General features: G+C 54.2%; 13 protein-coding genes. 9 read left to right on the top strand and 4 right to left on the bottom strand.

Annotated features, from left to right (window positions below; genetic code table 11):
• The first annotated feature begins 228 nt into the window (after positions 1-228).
• From RE6C_RS24145 to RE6C_RS24125, 5 genes are all read left to right on the top strand, one after another.
• Positions 229-1,518 carry a DUF1593 domain-containing protein gene (locus RE6C_RS24145; RefSeq protein ID WP_008660831.1) on the top strand — a complete coding sequence of 430 codons (1,290 nt, stop codon included), beginning with the start codon at positions 229-231 and terminating at the stop codon, positions 1,516-1,518.
• A 110-nt stretch (positions 1,519-1,628) separates the two neighbouring features.
• A complete protein-coding gene (locus RE6C_RS24140) occupies positions 1,629-3,014 on the top strand; it encodes a putative sensor domain DACNV-containing protein (protein WP_008660830.1) in 1,386 nt (461 codons plus the stop codon).
• A 184-nt stretch (positions 3,015-3,198) separates the two neighbouring features.
• Positions 3,199-3,483 carry an ArsR/SmtB family transcription factor gene (locus tag RE6C_RS24135; protein WP_008660829.1) on the top strand — a complete coding sequence of 95 codons (285 nt, stop codon included), beginning with the start codon at positions 3,199-3,201 and terminating at the stop codon, positions 3,481-3,483.
• Positions 3,484-3,486: 3 nt separating this feature from the next.
• Complete coding sequence (locus tag RE6C_RS24130; RefSeq protein WP_008660827.1) at positions 3,487-5,088, top strand: glycoside hydrolase family 183 protein; 1,602 nt, start codon at positions 3,487-3,489, stop codon at positions 5,086-5,088.
• A gap of 531 nt (positions 5,089-5,619) precedes the next feature.
• Positions 5,620-6,561, top strand: coding sequence for a metallophosphoesterase family protein (locus RE6C_RS24125; RefSeq protein WP_008660825.1), 942 nt, complete (start codon positions 5,620-5,622; stop codon positions 6,559-6,561).
• Between the two features lie 42 nt (positions 6,562-6,603).
• Here the strand turns inward: RE6C_RS24125 and RE6C_RS24120 are convergent, their stop codons facing one another.
• The 3 genes from RE6C_RS24120 to RE6C_RS24110 form a co-directional block, all read right to left on the bottom strand.
• Positions 6,604-9,708 carry a CRTAC1 family protein gene (locus RE6C_RS24120; protein ID WP_008660823.1) on the bottom strand — a complete coding sequence of 1,035 codons (3,105 nt, stop codon included), beginning with the start codon at positions 9,706-9,708 and terminating at the stop codon, positions 6,604-6,606.
• Between the two features lie 14 nt (positions 9,709-9,722).
• Positions 9,723-9,923, bottom strand: a complete 201-nt coding sequence (locus RE6C_RS24115) for a hypothetical protein (RefSeq protein WP_008660822.1) — start codon at positions 9,921-9,923, stop codon at positions 9,723-9,725.
• Positions 9,924-10,004: 81 nt separating this feature from the next.
• A complete protein-coding gene (locus RE6C_RS24110; protein ID WP_008660821.1) occupies positions 10,005-11,237 on the bottom strand; it encodes a DUF1559 domain-containing protein in 1,233 nt (410 codons plus the stop codon).
• 932 nt (positions 11,238-12,169) lie between these two features.
• Between RE6C_RS24110 and RE6C_RS24100 the strand changes: the two genes are divergently transcribed.
• Positions 12,170-13,033 (top strand): AraC family transcriptional regulator, encoded by an 864-nt coding sequence (locus RE6C_RS24100; protein ID WP_039963293.1) that lies wholly within the window; start codon positions 12,170-12,172, stop codon positions 13,031-13,033.
• A 17-nt stretch (positions 13,034-13,050) separates the two neighbouring features.
• Here RE6C_RS24100 and RE6C_RS24095 read toward each other — a convergent pair whose 3' ends face one another.
• Complete coding sequence (locus RE6C_RS24095; RefSeq protein WP_008660814.1) at positions 13,051-13,941, bottom strand: alpha/beta hydrolase; 891 nt, start codon at positions 13,939-13,941, stop codon at positions 13,051-13,053.
• Positions 13,942-14,118: 177 nt separating this feature from the next.
• Between RE6C_RS24095 and RE6C_RS24090 the strand changes: the two genes are divergently transcribed.
• The 3 genes from RE6C_RS24090 to RE6C_RS32550 all read left to right on the top strand — a co-directional run bounded on the left by RE6C_RS24090 (position 14,119) and on the right by RE6C_RS32550 (position 17,367).
• A complete protein-coding gene (locus RE6C_RS24090; protein WP_008660812.1) occupies positions 14,119-15,174 on the top strand; it encodes an ROK family protein in 1,056 nt (351 codons plus the stop codon).
• Between the two features lie 43 nt (positions 15,175-15,217).
• Positions 15,218-17,131: a glucosamine-6-phosphate deaminase gene (locus RE6C_RS24085; RefSeq protein WP_008660810.1), complete on the top strand. Its 1,914-nt coding sequence runs from the start codon at positions 15,218-15,220 to the stop codon at positions 17,129-17,131.
• A 71-nt stretch (positions 17,132-17,202) separates the two neighbouring features.
• Positions 17,203-17,367 (top strand): hypothetical protein, encoded by a 165-nt coding sequence (locus RE6C_RS32550; protein WP_008660809.1) that lies wholly within the window; start codon positions 17,203-17,205, stop codon positions 17,365-17,367.
• The last annotated feature ends 108 nt before the right edge of the window (positions 17,368-17,475 follow it).

The following is a 17,475-nucleotide window of genomic DNA, read 5'->3' as shown; positions in this document are numbered from 1 at the left end:
CCAAAACTGTTAAAGAGGCAAGCGCCCTCCGTTTTAGAAACTGTCTCATGCCTTTCGCTTCCCAACGGTACGAATAATTGTCCAGGCACAATCATGAGCTTCGTTCACCGTTCCGGCACCGATAATGATGCCGCCGCGTACCGGTACGATGCAACCCTTCGTGGCATCCACAAACCATAGTTCACCTCGACTCACCCGCTACTGCCGTGTCATCGTGGAATTGATCAAATGACCAATCAATTGCTGATCTGTTTGCTCTCATTCGGAGCGTTGCTGGTTCAAAGCCCTAACGCTGCCGCACAGGACGCTTTGATGCCCGACTCCAGCGTTCGCCATCGAGTCATCGTTTCGACTGATATCGGCGGGACGGACCCGGATGACTTTCAGTCGATGGTGCACTTGTTGTTGTATGCGGATGTGCTGGACATCGAAGGTCTCATCGCTTCGCCTTTTGGTGATGGGCGAAAGAGTGATATCCTGCGAGTGATCGATTGCTATGAAGCGGACTATCGAAATCTGCGGAAGCATTCCGATGGCTATCCGACGGCAGATCAACTCCGCGGAATCACCAAGCAAGGTGAAATCGAGCGGGCTCCGTACGCGGGTTTCCGGAAGTCAACCGAAGGGTCTCGCTGGATCATCAAGTGTGCAAATCGCGAGGATTCGCGTCCGCTGCATGTGTTGGTATGGGGCGGTTTGGAGGATCTGGCTCAGGCACTGCATGACTCGCCCGGCATCTTGCCGAAGTTGCGTGTGCACTGGATTGGTGGCCCCAATAAGAAGTGGTCGGCCGACGCGTACCAGTACATCGTTGCCAACCATCCGCAATTGTGGATGATCGAATCGAACTCGACTTACCGAGGTTGGTTTGTTGGCGGGAATCAATCAGGTGACTGGAGCAACAAAGGCTTCGTCGCATCGAAGGTCAAAGGCCGAGGAGCACTCGGTGAATTCTTTGTGCGTCAAATGGCCGACATCAAAATGGGTGACACACCCACGGTCGCTTGGTTATTGCACGGGGACCCATCTGATCCATCCAAGCCAAGCTGGGGTGGACGCTTTGGCCGAGCCTGGGAACGACCGATGCTTCGTCTTGACCGTATGCCAGTCGAAGAAGATCGAATGGAGATCTTTGGCGTTTTGGAGTTGGGGCTAGCGATCGATTCAAGCGATCGTCCATCGAAGGCAGTCTTGGTGGTCGAGAACCAGCGTTTGGAAGGTCACCTTGGTGAGGACTCGACGGTTCGATTTCGGTTTTGTCCCAAGGCCGCCAAGCGATACGACTTTCGAATCGAGAGCGACTTAACAGTGCTGGACGGTCAACGCGGATCGATCACGGTTGTGAACCCGTCACCAAAGCATGCCAATCAACCATCTGCGGACTTACCAAATTGGTGGACGGACGACCCAGCCATGGGGGCCTCGGAGGGTCCTCATCGTGGTGCGAAAACGGTCAATCGTTGGCGGGAAGACTACCTGCACGATTTCGAACTGCGATTGAATCGCTGTCTTCCTTGAAAGTCGACGCCCCAGCGATTGCTTGTGACAAATCGCTGCGTTTGTGCCCCCTCGAACGAAGCTGCCTGCTGTGACTGGCACGACTTTTCCATACCGATTGATACAGTCTTTTGCTGCGTGTTGACGGTGGAAGCTCGGTCGATCTAGACATTGTCAACGAAGGCACGCAGCAGCATGGATGCCATTCAGTTGAAAATGTCTTGTCGGGGACCGCGAAAAGCATGGATCAGTTCTCTTCTTACCCCGCCGAAATGGCGGCGGTGCTAGCGAAACAGTGGGAATCGCGTGGGTTCCCGTTGGAGTTGCTACCGTCGACGGCGTCCATGGTTTCTTTGTTGGACGTTTGCTATCAAGCAAGCTTGCTGCGGGAGGAAGACACGCCGGTTCGTTGTCGCGTGATTTACGCGAGTCCCACTCAATTGCGAGGCATGGCGATCCAGGAACCTCAGCCTCATGTGTTGTCATTTGCGGAACCAGCAATTCTAAGCCCGCACAATTTAAGAAAGCTGTATGCTGCTGCGGACTTCTATCGTGCCGCGCTCGCCGTCACGACAGATGAGTCGGGCGCGTTGGTGATTTGGGGCTTGGTGGTGACCGGAACCGAATGGGTCAACCGAGTTGAAGGCAGTCGTTTCGACGGTGTTTCGCTGCCTCCCAATTTGGTTGTCCAAGCGATCCGGCCTGGGCACTTGGTTGCATCCTCGGGGTACATGCGAGTTCTCGAGACCAACCAAGGCCAGTTGTTGATCGATGGATTTGATCCGTTTCGATCGACATGGATCTCGGGCCGATTCTCAAGCGTACGGGAGGCAATGCTCAGTCGGCTTCCGGAGGACCATGTCAGCAACTCTGTCACCACCAAGGTTTGCGAATCGTTTGTACGAGATTTGGCTCAAAGTGTTGTTCGGCGGGTGCTTCGATTGGTCCGCAATCGACGGCACGGCGGACTGATGGTCGTGCTGCCAAACGGGGCGCACGAAGATGGAACGTGCGAACAATGGTTGCGTTTTCGCGTTCAGTTTCAGTCCGATGATTCGACGCTGCTCTACCACGGCATGATGGTGCGATTGATGGCAAGAGCTTTGGAGGTCGCGAAAACGCGGCAGCTGGCCATTTTGACTTGGAGCGACTACCAGCAATTCCGTGACGCGGAGCTGCGACGTTTTGACGATCAGTTGATCGATTTCAGCCACTTTCTGGCGGACATGATGACGGTTGATGGAGCATTGATTCTCGACCATAGCTTTCGATTGATCGGATTCGGCGGAGAGATCCTTGGTGACACGCCCGTCCAAACGATCCATCGAGCGACCGACATCGAGGGGCACCAGACCGTTGCTGAACGAGCCGATTCGGCCGGCACGCGACATCGCTCGGCCTACCGTTTGGTCAACGGGCTGAACCAGTCGATTGCCGTGGTTGTTTCGCAAGATGGCGACGTTCGATTCGTCGCTCATCACAATGGAAAGCTCACCTACTGGCCATATTTGCCGTAGTCGAGTGTCTTCACCAAGCCCGTTGAGATTTTCGCGAAAGCTTGGTTTGAACGCGATTTGTGCCCGCCAAACCGTTGACCACTGCGGCTGACCCAGCTAGCATCGATCGCAGATCAACGATAAAGGAAAGTGAGGCAACGGTTTGGCAAAGACAACGAAGAAGAAATCCTGCGATTCAACTCCGGTGAAGCTGAAAAGCGATCCCACGGCGGAGGATTTCGCCAAGCTCGCGTGGGCGATCGCTCATCCGGCTCGCGTGCAGATCGTTCGGTTTCTGATCGGTCGAGAAGCGTGTATGTGCGGCGAGATTGTGAATCAGTTGCCACTAGCACAGTCCACCGTTTCTCAGCATTTGAAGATTCTGAAAGAGTCTGGATTGATCCAGGGCGAGGTGGATGGCCCGAAGGTGTGTTACTGCATCAACGAAGACCGTCTGCAGAAGCTCAAATCATTCGTCACCGAGCTTTAGTCGATGTTGACGTCGCCTCGCCATTTCGCCGCAATGACGGCCACCGGGGCGTGTGTGCTTTTGTGCCTGCTCTCGATTGAGAACGCTCACGCGGAACCGGAAGAGTATTTCGCCATCCGCGTCGTGGATCGCGAAACCGGTCGCGGCATCCCGTTGGTCGAACTGCGCACGACGGACCAGGCTCGATACTTCACCGATAGCAACGGTTATGTCGCGTATCGTGAACCTAGTTTGATGAGCCAGCAGGTTTGGTTTGATGTCAGCAGTTGGGGCTACGAAAGTCCGGTTGGTCCGTATGGGACAAGCGGCGTCGCACTAACAACCACACCCGGCAGCGAATCCGTCGTGGAACTCCAGCGGACAAATGTCGCGGAGCGGTTGTACCGACAAACCGGAGTCGGTATCTACAGAGATACTATGTTGCTTGGCAAAAATCCGCCCCTGGATGTTCCGTTGGTCAACGGGCAAGTGGCGGGATCTGACTCGGTTCAGACCGTGATCTACAACGGCAAAATGCGTTGGTTCTGGCAGGACACGAACCAGGTGAAGTTAGCCTTGGGCAACTACAGCATGACGGGCGCGACGTCGCCACTGCCGTCTGAATTGAATGCGAACATTGGCATCCCTTTCAGCTATTTCCTACGTCAGCCTGGCGGATTCGTTAGCCCAATGGCTCGTGTGGAACAAGATGGCAACCACCCGATTTGGGTCGATGGTTTGATGGTCGTGCGTGACGGCAACCAACGGGAGAGGTTGGTTGCTCGCTACGTGGCCGCTCGCAAGGATTTCTCAGTCGCTCAGACCGGATTGATGGTCTACGACGATGCCGGAGAGGTCTTCATCGAACACCGTCGTTTGCCGCTACCCACTGAGTCACTCCTGTACCCTCGAGATCATCCGATACGAGTGAAGGCCAATGGGACGGAATACTTTTACATTGGCGCTCCACCAACTGTTCGTGTGCACGCTGATTTTGACTCGGTGACAAATTCAAGCGAATACGAAGGTTTGACTTGCTACGCCGCCGATGGTTCGATCGATCGTGATGAAGGTGGGCGGATTCGATTCAGTTGGAAACAAGGACAGCAACCGGCCTCGCAAAAGCAGATCGATACGCTGATTCGCGAAGGATTGCTCGAACCGGAAGAAGCACCGTTTGCATTACGAGACGTTGCCTCAAACAACCCGGTTCGTGTGGCGAATGGGTCGGTCGCCTGGAATCCTTTCTTGAAGCGTTGGACGATGCTCTTCTGCGAGCAAGGCGGTGATAGCTTCTTGGGTGAGGTCTGGTTTGCGACGGCGAATGCACCCGACGGTCCGTGGGTTCATTGCCGGAAGGTCGCGACTCATGCCAGACCAGGTCAGCACATGGACTTTTACAATCCCAAACAACATCCGGAGTTGATGCGGGATGGCGGACGAACGATTTTCTTTGAAGGAACGTTTGTCAATACATTCTCGGGAACGACGGTTCCCGTTCCCCGGTACAACTACAACCAATTGATGTACCGTCTTGATGTGTCCGATGAACGCATCGAGATGCCAATACCGCCACCGGGATTGGATCGATCACGACCGCCTACGTTCTCTTCCACTTCTGATTAGCAAGAACAATTGATGTAGTCTTCAGCTTGTCGGACCGGATAGTGTGCTCATTCAAACGTAGCGATCCTTGGATCGTTCAGAACGAAGCATTTTAGGCTTTTAGCTACCATGATTTGTGCGAGCGACCAAAGTGTCGCTGATTCGAAAGCCACCGGAGTTGAGATCCGTCATCGCGAATGCTATTCGTAGAGCTTTGTATGGCAACGCTTCCCTGGGTTCCCAATCGGGCAACGCAGTTCAGCAGAATTGAGATGCATCGCTTGATGACGCCCAACATCTATCTCAAGCAGTACAAGCGGTCAGGACGTGGGGTGGTCTGATTTCCGCCGTTCTAGCTCGCGTTGGATATCTGCACCATGATCGAATCTCCGCTTCATCAATTCTTCGCACGGTCTTTGTATTATCTTCGGGAAGATGGCGTTGAACCAAATTGTTTTTCGCCGAGGCCTCGTCTTCGCTTTCACAGCAAAGCAAAATCGATAGATTGTTCAAAGCCAACCTTCCGTGATTCCCTTCTAGTATCTGCTGATCATGAACCCTGCATCAAATTCATTCGTCGAATCTGCTGATCCGACCTGCCGGTTGAATCGACACGCGTTTGCAAGACGCGCAATGCTGCGAAATGGATCGCTGGTTCTAGCAGCTACCGCGTTGACGAATAAAATGCTGTTTTCCAAAGAACCGGAAAGCAATTCCAAAGCGGTTCGCGTGGGGGTGATCACCGATTTGCACTACGCGGACAAGTCACCTGCGGGATCACGTCACTATCGGGAAACGCTTGGCAAGTTGGAAACGGCCAGCAAGCAGTTCGCTGCCAATCAACCGGACTTCGTCGTCGAACTAGGTGATTTGATTGACGCCGCGGATTCGGTGGATGTTGAACAGGGATACCTCAAAACCATCAACAGACAATTCGCTTCGATCTGTGACGATCGACACTACGTCTTGGGCAACCATTGCGTCGACACGTTGTCCAAAGATGAATTCCTGGGCGGTGTTGAGCAAGAGCGTTCTTTCTACTCATTCGATCGCGAAGGAATTCACTTCATCGTTCTGGACGCTTGCTTTCGAGGCGACGGAAAGTCCTACGGTCGGCGGAACTTTCATTGGACTGATGCAAATGTGTCGGCAGAAGAATTGGAATGGCTGCGTGGTGACCTGAAGTCCAACAGCAAGCCAACTGTCGTCTTCGCTCACCAACGTCTTGACGTCAGCAACAACCACGGCGTCAAGAACTGCGTGGATGTACGAAAGGCACTCGAGGAGTCCGGGAACGTCGTAGCGGTTTTCCAGGGTCACAGCCACCAAAATGACCTGAATGAGATCGGCGGCATCCACTATTGCACCATGGCGGCAATGGTCGAAGGATCCGGACCCGAGAGCAATGGCTATTCAGTCATGGATATTCAACCCGACGGTACGATCGAAATCAAAGGTTTTGTACGCCAGGCCAGCTATCGATGGGATGCATAGTGCCCGAGCATAGATGTCAGATGCATCAATCCGTCGATGCAATCACTCTGAGTTCGAAGTTTCGTCCAACACAAACGCGGTCGTTTGATTCTGGACCACCAACAGTTCTCGATCTGGCCGAGCTTGGATCGACTGCGTGGTTCCATCGGGCCATGTGATGGACACGTCGATTCGAGCGTCGTCGGCAATTGTTCCCAGACCGAAGGAGAGGACTTTGTCGCACGACGCCATGTAGCCATCGCCGGCAAGAAGCCAACGTGTACTTGATTGGCTACCGTGGGTGACCAAGACCACCGAGCCAATCGCATCGCGAGCTGATTCGGTTCCGACCAATCGAAGTTTCAAAGAATGGTTTTCCGATGCCTCTTTGGTACGGTTGCACAAAAGCTTTGGGCTTTCGCCCTGGTGAGTGATCACCAAATCCGTGTTGCTATCGCGATTGATATCGAGCTTCCAAACCGAACGACCAACATGTTTCTTTTGAAAGTAGTTGGACAATTCGGGGCGGGGGACAAATTGGAAACCTCGCTTGATTTGCGTCCAAAGGTGTGGGTGCTGTTCGTAGCCGGACGGCGAGTCGTGATGAACGTGACCGTTGCAGATCATCACCTCGTCGGACGTGTCATTGTCGAGGTCGATTGCGATCGTTCCGAAGCCAAGCGATTCGAAGCTTGATTCGTAAAGCCCGGCTGATCGAGTTTGATCGGACCAGATCCCCGGGTTTTGTTGCAGGTACAGCGTGTTGTGTTCTTTTTCAAAATTGGTGACGTAGAAGTCCAGGTCATGGTCGCCATCAAAGTCTGCCGCGGCAATTCCCATGCTGGCCTGGGGACGGGACCGCCAGTCCAAAGCGAGCCCGCATAAGGTCCCGCTTTCTGCGAATTTTGAATTGTCAAGCATCGATCGCGACCAAAAGTGGTTGCTGGTCATATCGTTGGCAACAAACACATCGATGGATGGCGTCTCATCCAATTGCCCAACAATCAATCCCAGTCCACGACCAGGATTGGTTGGTCTGATGTCCCAATGCTTGTTCGCGGTTTCGAGTCCGCCAGTTGGCCTGCCGCGAAAAAATTGATCAATGTCCGCGTTGTAGTGGGTGGGGGCACAGTAGTCGATCGCACCATCGGGCCGACGACATCGCTCACGAAGGGGAGCGTCAGGCTCGCAATAACGAAGGACGATCATGTCGGAGATCCCGTCCGCGTTCAGATCCGCAATCGCACCACTGGTGGACCACGCCAGATCGTTTTGATCAAACCAAGAGGAGGCTTCAGAGAAGGTTCCATCGCCGTTGTTTAGGAACACTTGGTCCACGCCGTAGTTCAACTGAACCAAATCGACAAACCCGTCCGCGTTCAAATCGCCAGTCACGGTCCCCTGAGGAAATCCCCGGTTGAGCAAGTTGGATTGCAAACGAATGCGACGCAGTTGCCCTGCTTCGTTTCGAAAGAAATCGCTTTCGCTGAGTCGGGGCTTTTTTGAATCTATCATCTCGGAAGAACCAGCCACGAAGATGTCGGGCCAGCCATCCAGATCGTAGTCCAGGGACGCGCCGCCGGATCCCAACTGAGAATAGATCGGAATCACTCCGTTTGGCAACTGGATCGGATCGTTCGACGTCGCCACGAGTCCACAAGATTCGCTCTCGTCGATCAGTCGATACTCGCTTGCCCCCTGTTTTGCTTCTTCGCCGGCAACCGTAATCGGTGCGGGTGAGGTTGGTTCGATCTCGCCAAGCAAAGATTCGATCGATAGCTCTGGTAGACTTGCGAGGACATGCGAATTCAACTTTGTGAAAGAATCGGGTTCTATTTGCCATGGAAGATCCGAACGTAGCTTAGCAACAATCTTGGCTCGCAGTTCTACAGCCGCTTTTGCCTGGCCATTGGATTCTCGAATCGCATTCGCGAGCCAAGCTTCTGCTTCCCAGTTGCGACCGAGTTGAGCTAGCAGATTAGCGATGGAAGTTGCGATTTCGGGAGACTTCATTTCTGAGCGGTAGAAACGGTCTTTGACCTGCACCAACTGCTCCAGCAACTCCGCTCGCAGCGTCAGATCCTCGAGTAGCTCTGGGTCGACCCATTCGTGTTGATTCGCAATGAGCTGCAACGATCTCGCCAGCTTCGCATGAATTTTGCCAACGGCATCATTGCGTTGAATTGATTCCCAGTAAGCACGGGCGGCCGATGCAGGCTGGTCGTTCTTCAAGGCAACGTTGCCGACGGTCGCCCAAAACTTCCATTCGTCTCGTTTGACGTTGGCGGGAACGTTTTGCAACCAGTCCAACAAAATCTCGTGTTTGCCGGCCAAGAACAAGCGTTCGGCTTCCAAACACCATGCGGACGAGAACGTGGGGTGCTGTTCCAAAATCTTCTGAAGCAACTTACCCGATTCGTCAAATTCGCCCCGGTCCAGCGCGAGTCTCGCCATTCCAATGGTGAGCCGGGCATCAGAAGGGTTGCGACGGCTGAGAATTGTCAGCGATTCCACTTCACGGTCGCGTTGCTCGTTTTGTCCCATTGAGAACAACAGGACCGAATCAAAGTGCCGATCCCGAATGAGCCGACGGCCATGCGGTGTAGCCAGACTAATTTGTTCTGAATTGACCAAGCAATCAAACAGCCATCGCCGTGTTTCATTTCGGTCCGGATGATTCTTGACAACGTCTTCGAGTAGTTCGATGGATTCGAAGAGTTGCCCGTTCGCCATCAAGCCCGCGACCGCTTGCAAAACCAATGTCTCGTTCACGAATTGGTCAGCACATGTCGCATCGACCAATAGCATCGCCATCTCGTCCTTCTTACCGAGACGCTGTTTCACTTCAGCGGAGGCAACCAAGATGCCCACATCGTCCGGCGAGCGAATCAGAGTTTGGGCTGCGATCTGTTCCGCGACTTTCCATCCGCGTGTTCGCCCCACGTTCAGAATTTGATCGGGGCCGAATGTTTCAGCGTCAGCTTCAGCGTTTTCGATGGAGCTATCCTTGCCATCGCCATCGGTGACATTCGAGGTTTTCGATGTCGAGTTTGTCGGGCCGCATCCGACACTGATGCAAAAGGCGGCGCATAAAAAAGCTCTGAGCACGACACGCAAGGTGTCGAACTCAGAGCAGGTCTTCAAGTTGGAAGCGGAGGCAACCAGCAAAACAGAAGTCTCCGTTAGCGTTTGGACTTCATTTCCTTTTTCATTGCTTCGTCCGATTCAACCATTTGCTTTTGTGACTCTTGGAGCATGCGATTGTACTCTTCAATCTCGCTGTCGCTCACTTCGCCGGCGAGGTTGGTTGGTTCACCGCTGTCGCAACCAACGGTCAGGGAAAAAGCGACAAGACAGGCAAACAAAGCGAATCGATATTTCATGGTTCTGTTGTGGGAAGGATGTTTGGAAGGAACGTGCGTCCGCTGGCAAGTGAAGCAGACGCACATCAGATTTAGCTTTGATCAAAAGACATCTTCGATGATTTCTTTGGCTGATCGTGTGCCCAATGCACCCCAAACGCCGTAGGGGCTTTTCGATCCAGCAGCTCGGTACGCGTTGACACCCAATTGGCTTTGGTTGCCAGCTTCGACAGAGTCGGTAATGAACTTCACCGCACCGTCGCCCATCAAGACGTGGACACCACCTTGGTGACGACTGGATGCGGAATACCAACCAGAGTTGCCCGCGTTCTGCTCGTTGCAGATGGGGCTGTTTGGTGGTTGAGCGGTGAAGAAACCACTGAAGTTTGGCAAGTGTTCGGCCCAACGGAACCCGCGACCATCGACACCGCTGACGGTGGTTTGCGATGCATCCCAGAATTGAGGACGAGCCCGATCGACCAAGTTATCGCAGTCGTTTGGTGGGTAGTTGCGAACGAACGACCAACCGCGGTTGAGGGCAGCGGTGCGAGCGTCTTTGTCGCCCAAGTCTGTTGCGATCTCACCAGCAGCGACCGTGTTGGACAAGCCGTCCAAAACATCGCGGAAACGTCGGCTCTTGTGCACCGTGAAGAATCCACGTCCTGCACCTTGGATCTCGTTCGCCAAACCGGAGCTGATATTGCCGTACCCGATTGGGGCGCTGTTGTTCCAATCACCTTGGTGAGCGCGTTCGGCGGAATCGCCCAAGTTGGCTGCGTAGTTCGTACGTCCGAGCGACGGCAGGCCAACACCTGGATCGCTTGGGCAACGGAACGTAGGCATTTGCGTGACCCATGGCGTGTACAGGATCTCGTCTGGAGTTGGTCCCATCGGGCTGAATGGGCCACCATTGCGAGTCGCTCCGCCGCTGACCCCACCGTTGCCGCTTGCGGCCGGCGGGCTAGCACCACGCGAATCTTCGTTCAGTGGATTTGAGATCATCTCCCAAAGCCCCTGTTGTTCGATGAACGGGGTCAAGCCGACCAACCAGCTTAATCGGCCGTTGTTAGAAACTTCCGACGGTCGCCAAATCTGCGCGGAATGGGGATCGGTGGTACCGCCACCATGAATCGGCAATTGGTTGTACGCACTGTGGTAGTTGTGAATTGCCAAACCAATTTGTTTGAAATTATTGCTGCAGCTCATGCGACGGGCAGCTTCACGAGCGGCCTGTACGGCGGGCAGTAACAAACCAACAAGAACGCCGATGATCGCGATCACGACCAGAAGCTCGACGAGCGTGAAGCCTGCTCGTTGCGAAGGGGACTTTTGCATCAAGGTGTACTCCAACCGAGAGTGGGATGAGAAAATCGAAACGATTCAAGGAGGAAAAGACGTTGTCTCTGACGACGATCCACCAACTCCCGACGGAAATGGGAGAACGTGCCAGGCGTTGCTCGCTTACGGCGTTTTGCCGATGACTGTCAGCTTGCAACGGGGACTATTCTGCCTTGAGCCTGCGAATCCTCCATAGCTAGATTGCTGGAGGATGGCTTTTCTTACACACGTCTCGCAGCTACCAAATTGAGATTTCGGTTTGGATGTATCTTGAGCGTTTGCAATGTCTGGTCGTTCGCCAATAGCTCGACATATCGGAGGACGCTACATGCCACTTTTTAACTTGTCAGTGAATCGCGCTACCAACACCAGTTTGGTCGCGTCGAAGTCACCATGTTTGGGGGATGGTGATTCAATTCGCCCTTTGTCAGCGCATCAACGATTCAGGCCGAACCGAGGTCAGATAACGAGCAACTAAGTCGGACCGCAGTACCGACAATTGCTCAACGAGGCACGTTTCCTATGGAGCGTTTCGACGGGGAATTCCGGTGTTGGCAACGCTGTGGTTCGTTTCGAGGTCGAGCAGTCTTTTCATTCCCCTGTTGCGTTAACAGGCGAATAGCTTCATGGATATTGCTTTTCGCAAGCAATCACAGCGTTCACGGGTAGGACCACGTGGCAAATTGAAAAACTCCGGTGGAGGGGCAATTGAGCAGAGGGTATTCTATGGTACCGATAGCAGTAATTAAACTTTCGATTTTCCGTGCCAATCGCTGCGGATGTCAGCGGGCTGGCGCCAGAATTCGAAGCTTCGACGCGGCAATCGAGGTCAAGAAGGCAGCCGCGAAGAATCTATACACCTGATTTCTACACAAATCGATTGACGCACCGCAGAAGCCTGTGTGTCTCGATCACCCGGAGGCAACGTGATGGAAGATATCCAGACGCCAGAATTCGTCTCCAAGCAAACGGTTGAAGCTTCGCACTTCTACTTGGATTTGGATCCAGATAGTTCGAGTCGTTTCACAGTTGTCTGTGGTGGAGTGGAACGGACGTCTCTCGATTACGTTGTCGAACGCAGCGATTTCCCATTCTGGGGACTGGAGATCGTTGACCAAGGCGAAGGCAAATTGCAGCTCGAGAATGAGTGGTTTGATTTGAAACGAGGCACTGTCTTTGCCTACGGTCCCGGAGTTCGGCATCGAATCGAAAACAGCTCGAAGACCGGAATGCGGAAGTACTACCTGGATATGTTTGGTACCGATGCAAAGAGTTTGCTGCTAGAAGCAAACCTGCTTCGCGGCTACCCATTGCACGTCCGGAACGTGAAAGAGTTGACCGATCTGTTCTCGATCATTTCAACCGAAGGCAAGGATGATCAATTTCGATCTCGCGACATCGTTTCGTTGATCACTCGAGCAATGATCATCAAGATCGCGCAGCGGAAGTCGACGACCGGGAGCGATTCGCCCAAAGCGTTCGAAGTTTACGAAGACATTAGGCAGTACATGGAAGACAACTTTCGTGATCTGACATCGATCGCCCAAGTGGCCGAACAGTGCGGCTACACGACCGTCTACGTTTCGCGGCTATTCAAGCGATATGCCTCGCGAGGTGCGTACCAGTACTTGCTGCGACTCAGAATGAACTACGCCGCGGACCTGTTGTTCACCCAAGGAATGAAGGTCCGCGACGTTGCCGAGATGCTGCAATTCGCCGACGCGTTTCAGTTTTCAAGAGCGTTCAAGCGTGTCTATGGCGTGCCACCGAGTCAGTTGAAACGCTCTCGTTGAAGTGTCGACGATCGGTACTACTTTTGAGTCAGCAAATCACGGTCGGTCAACCATTCCAGCATTCGTTCCGGCCAACGTCCCGCGGCGGTGTTGTTGTTCTCGCGGAAACCAAACCCGTGACCGGCTTCGCTGTAGACGTGCATCTCGCAAGGCACGTTCGCTTCCTTGTACTTCAAGTAGACCTTCGCCATTCCGAATGCGATGTCTTCGCGATCGTGAAAGCCGAACGCGATGAACGCCGGTGGCATGCCTTCTGAAACAGTGAACGTGTCGGACTTGCCCGGGTAGATCAACCCTTGGAAATCGGGACGGCTGCTGACTCGTTCGATCGGATCAAATGAATTGGGGTTCCCGGACTGCGGATGCATCGCCGAGTACGCGGCCAACTCTCCGCCGGCGGAAAAGCCGAGGATCCCGATTCGGTTTGGATCCAAGTTCCATTCCGTTGAGTTGGAACGAATCATTCGGATGGCTCGACGAGTGTCGTCCATCGCATGGCCTTCCAGCGTGTAGTCGGAATTGGGCTCGCGGCAGAGTCGGTATCGCATCACGAAGGCGGCCACCCCGCGTTCGGCAAACCACTTCGCCAGCGAGTCGCCTTCGTGGCCGAGGCATAGTTTGCTGTGACCTCCACCCGGTGCGATCAAAATTGCGGTTCCGGTGGAGGCTTCTTTGCTCGGCAAATAGGGAGTGATTGACGGATGGTGAACGTTGGAGACGTTTGTGCCGGTCACGACTTCCGGTTCATGCATGCGGTCTTTGGATCCCGGCGCACCGTCTTTCCACAACGGAATCCTTTGAGGTGCCTCATCGGCAAAGGCAAACGAGGTGAAAACAACGCAAACAGCAATCGTCGCGGCGATGGCGGTTCGCAACTGCGGTGTGGATGATTCGGGGAAACGATTCATCAGATTTCCTGCACAAGGTGGGGCATCGGAAGGACAAAGGAGGGGAGCGAGATTGTAGTCCACACAAAACTCGCTGATTTAGCTTGGCGTTCAATTAGACTGGTCGCCGCAGTAGTCACGCCCCTCGCTTTTCAGTAATCCTTGTAAACTATCCATTTGGAATCCTGACGTTAGCCAATGAATTTCGCATCCACCAAAGAATCGAACCACAGCAACGGAGATGATTCGGGTGAAGGAACGTGGGTGCTCGGCATCGATCTTGGCGGAACCACGATCAAGTTTGGCCTTTTTCGCGGTGACAAATTGATTTGGCGAAATCACATCCGAACGGATGACTTTGAATCGCCCGAGGCCGCATTTCAGTCATGCCGAGACAGTGTCGAACGCACGCTCAAGGAATCCTCGCAAACGTTGGAGGATTTGCATGCGATCGGATTAGCGATGGCGGGTGTGCTGGATCCAAAAGCGGAAGCCTTGGCGGAAACCGCGAATTTGCATCGTTGGCATCATCTGAATTTTCGCCAGCAACTTGCCGACGTTTTTCAGAAACCGGTTGCTCTATTGAACGATGCTGACGCAGCGGCATTGGCTGAGTCGGCCCATGGATTGTGCCGTGCGAACTCATTGGTGTTGCTGACGCTCGGCACGGGAGTGGGAGGTGGCGTCATTCTGGATGGACGCCCCATCCGTGGTGCGAATGGATGCGGTGGAGAGATTGGGCACGCAACGATTGATTTTTCCAACGACGCTCGAATGTGTGGTTGCGGCTTTCCTGGGCACTTGGAAGCCTATGCCGGATCGGCCGGCGTGATTCAAACGGCGAACGAGATCCTGAAGCAAACCGAGGCCGCAAGTGCGCTTCGGGGAATGAAGTCACTGACGCCTTTGGCGATTGCGAATGCCGCGGCCGATGGGGACGCGGTTGCGATCCGTGTTATTCACCAAACCGGAATCGTGATCGGTCGAGCGATCGCGATGTTCTCCCACGTCGTGGATCCCGACGTTGTGCTTTTGGGCGGAGCGATGACGTTTGGTGGCCCGGGAACTGACACGGGCAAGCAGTTTTTGCAATCGATCCGGGAGGAGTGTTTCCCGCGGACCTTGGTGCAAATCAGCTCGCATCTGAAGATCGAATTTGCCACCTTGGGCAACGATGCCGGGATCGTCGGTGCGGCTCACTATTCTCGGCAAGTTGCCGGCGAGACCTCTTGGCCCGGAACCGCTATAAGATAGCGTCGCCGAATTCCACTTCGCTGAACCGACCAAGAGAAACATCATGTCTGGAACGGACGCCACGCACCTGGTTCCACAATCGCCCAAGAACAAAATTGCCTACCGGGTGTATCCCGAGTCGACCGACGCGAGTGCCGCCGTCGCTCATGAGATCGCCGACCTGATCCGTGAACGTGCCGCCGAATCGCGAATGGCGGTGTTGGGATTGGTCGCCGGCTCATCTCCCGTCAACGTGTACGCGGAGCTCATCCGACTGCACCGCGAAGAAAACCTGTCGATGGCGAACGTGATCACGTTCAACTTGGACGAGTACTACCCGATGAATCCAGATTGCTTGCAGAGCCATGCGCGGTTCATGCACGAGCATCTGTTTGACCACGTTGACATTCGTCCTGAGAACATCCATTTGCCCGATGGCACTCAGCCCGTCGAGACCATCGCGGATGGGTGCACCGCCTATGATCAAGAGTTGATGGACGCCGGTGGCATCGATATCCAATTGCTCGGGATCGGGCGAACCGGGCACATTGGTTTCAATGAACCTGGGTCGGGCACCGATTCTCGGACGCGAATGATCACGCTCGATGGCATGACACGGATCGACTCGGCCAGCCACTTCTTTGGCGTCGAAAATGTGCCTCGGCGAGCCATCACGATGGGGGTCTCCACGATCCTGCAAGCTCGCAAGATCTTTCTGCTAGCGTTTGGCGAAGGTAAATCGTCGATCATCGCTCGGACCATCGAAGGCGAGCTCGCTCCTTCGGTTCCCGCGACTTCGTTGCAAGAACACGCCGACGCGGAATTGATACTCGACCGAGCGGCGGCGGCTCAGTTGACTGTCATTCAATCACCATGGTTGGTCGGTAAAGTCATTTGGGATGACACGATGGTCCGCCGTGCTGTGATTGATCTGTCTCAGTCGTTGCAAAAGCCCGTCTTGATGCTTGTTGATGGAGACTACAACGAGAACGGATTGCAAGATCTTCTCGCCGAACATGGATCGGCCTATGAGATCAATCTTCGCGTCTTCCGACATTTGCAAAGCACGATCACGGGATGGCCAGCCGGCAAACCGGACCAGCCCGGCGTGGTGTTTCCCAAGCGAATCATTCTGTTCTCACCTCACCCCGATGATGACGTGATCTCGATGGGAGGCACTTTGACTCGCCTCGCAGGTCAGGGACACGAAGTGCATGTTGCGTATCAAACGTCCGGCAACATCGCCGTGTTTGATGGCGATGCGATTCGGTTTGCCAAGTTTGCTCGCGAATTTTGCAAAGAGTTTGACTTGCTCACACCGCCGGTGGTCGACTTGACCAAACGGATGATCGAGTTCTTGGGGACGAAGGATCACGGCGAGGTCGACATCCCTGAGATGCAGCGATTGAAAGGATTGATCCGTCGTGGTGAAGCCGAAGAGGGAGCGATTGTTTGTGGTGTTCCTGCCGAGCGATTGCATTTTCTGGAGCTGCCATTCTACGAAACCGGCGTGGTTCGAAAGAGTCCCATCAGCGACGCCGACATTCAGATCACCGTGGACCTCCTTCGTGAAGTCCAGCCTCATCAAATCTATGCCGCGGGAGATCTCAGTGACCCGCACGGAACGCACCGAACCTGCCTCGACATCCTTCTGGCCGCTTGTGAACGATGCCAAGACGACGAATGGATGAGCGAGTGCGTGGTTTGGCTTTACCGTGGTGCGTGGCAAGAATGGGCGCCGCATGAGATTGAAATGGCTGTGCCGTTGAGTCCGCAAGAAGTCGATCGAAAGCGTGCGGCCATTTTCAAGCACGAATCGCAAAAAGACCGAGCCCTGTTCCCCGGTGCCGATGCTCGTGAATTCTGGCAACGAGCCGAAGCTCGAAACGCCCACACCGCCCGCACCTACGATCAACTCGGTTTGGCACAATACCAGGCCATCGAAGGTTTTGTAGAATACAAGCGGCCCCAGGGTTGAGGTTTCAAGCGAAGGCGCACTACGAACCTCGCCTCTGATGACTCTTGCCGAGTGAATACGCAGAAACCCGCATGCTTCTTCGAGACATCAATCGATCTTACGTGGGCCAAACTCTGGTCGTCGCCATTGGCGGCATCACCTACCTCCAATTCGGGGCCACGGCTGGTCTCTTGGTTGCGTTGATCGTGTTCGTTGTTGTGGTAATTCGGCTCATTCAGCAATTCCTGCGTGTGTGAGGATCCGATTCATGCCGGAGGCTTCGATTTCGATGCTGAATCTACAAAGGCGGTTTCGTGATGGAGACCTGCAGCCAAGCGAGACCCTCCACGTAGGAGGTCTTGCAG

The organism is Rhodopirellula europaea 6C (genome assembly GCF_000338295.1).
In the GTDB taxonomy this organism is placed as follows: domain Bacteria; phylum Planctomycetota; class Planctomycetia; order Pirellulales; family Pirellulaceae; genus Rhodopirellula; species Rhodopirellula europaea.
The sequence above is the reverse complement of the archived record's forward strand: the minus strand, read 5'-3'. Positions and strand labels throughout refer to the sequence as shown.

Coding starts and splice junctions, on each gene's coding strand:
- RE6C_RS24115 (WP_008660822.1), bottom strand. CDS start 9,923: ATGAAATATCGATTCGCTTTGTTTGCCTGTCTTGTCGCTTTTTCCCTG.
- RE6C_RS24095 (WP_008660814.1), bottom strand. CDS start 13,941: ATGAATCGTTTCCCCGAATCATCCACACCGCAGTTGCGAACCGCCATC.
- RE6C_RS24100 (WP_039963293.1), top strand. CDS start 12,170: ATGGAAGATATCCAGACGCCAGAATTCGTCTCCAAGCAAACGGTTGAA.
- RE6C_RS24085 (WP_008660810.1), top strand. CDS start 15,218: ATGTCTGGAACGGACGCCACGCACCTGGTTCCACAATCGCCCAAGAAC.
- RE6C_RS24125 (WP_008660825.1), top strand. CDS start 5,620: ATGAACCCTGCATCAAATTCATTCGTCGAATCTGCTGATCCGACCTGC.
- RE6C_RS24145 (WP_008660831.1), top strand. CDS start 229: ATGACCAATCAATTGCTGATCTGTTTGCTCTCATTCGGAGCGTTGCTG.
- RE6C_RS24130 (WP_008660827.1), top strand. CDS start 3,487: ATGTTGACGTCGCCTCGCCATTTCGCCGCAATGACGGCCACCGGGGCG.
- RE6C_RS24090 (WP_008660812.1), top strand. CDS start 14,119: ATGAATTTCGCATCCACCAAAGAATCGAACCACAGCAACGGAGATGAT.
- RE6C_RS24110 (WP_008660821.1), bottom strand. CDS start 11,237: ATGCAAAAGTCCCCTTCGCAACGAGCAGGCTTCACGCTCGTCGAGCTT.
- RE6C_RS32550 (WP_008660809.1), top strand. CDS start 17,203: ATGCTTCTTCGAGACATCAATCGATCTTACGTGGGCCAAACTCTGGTC.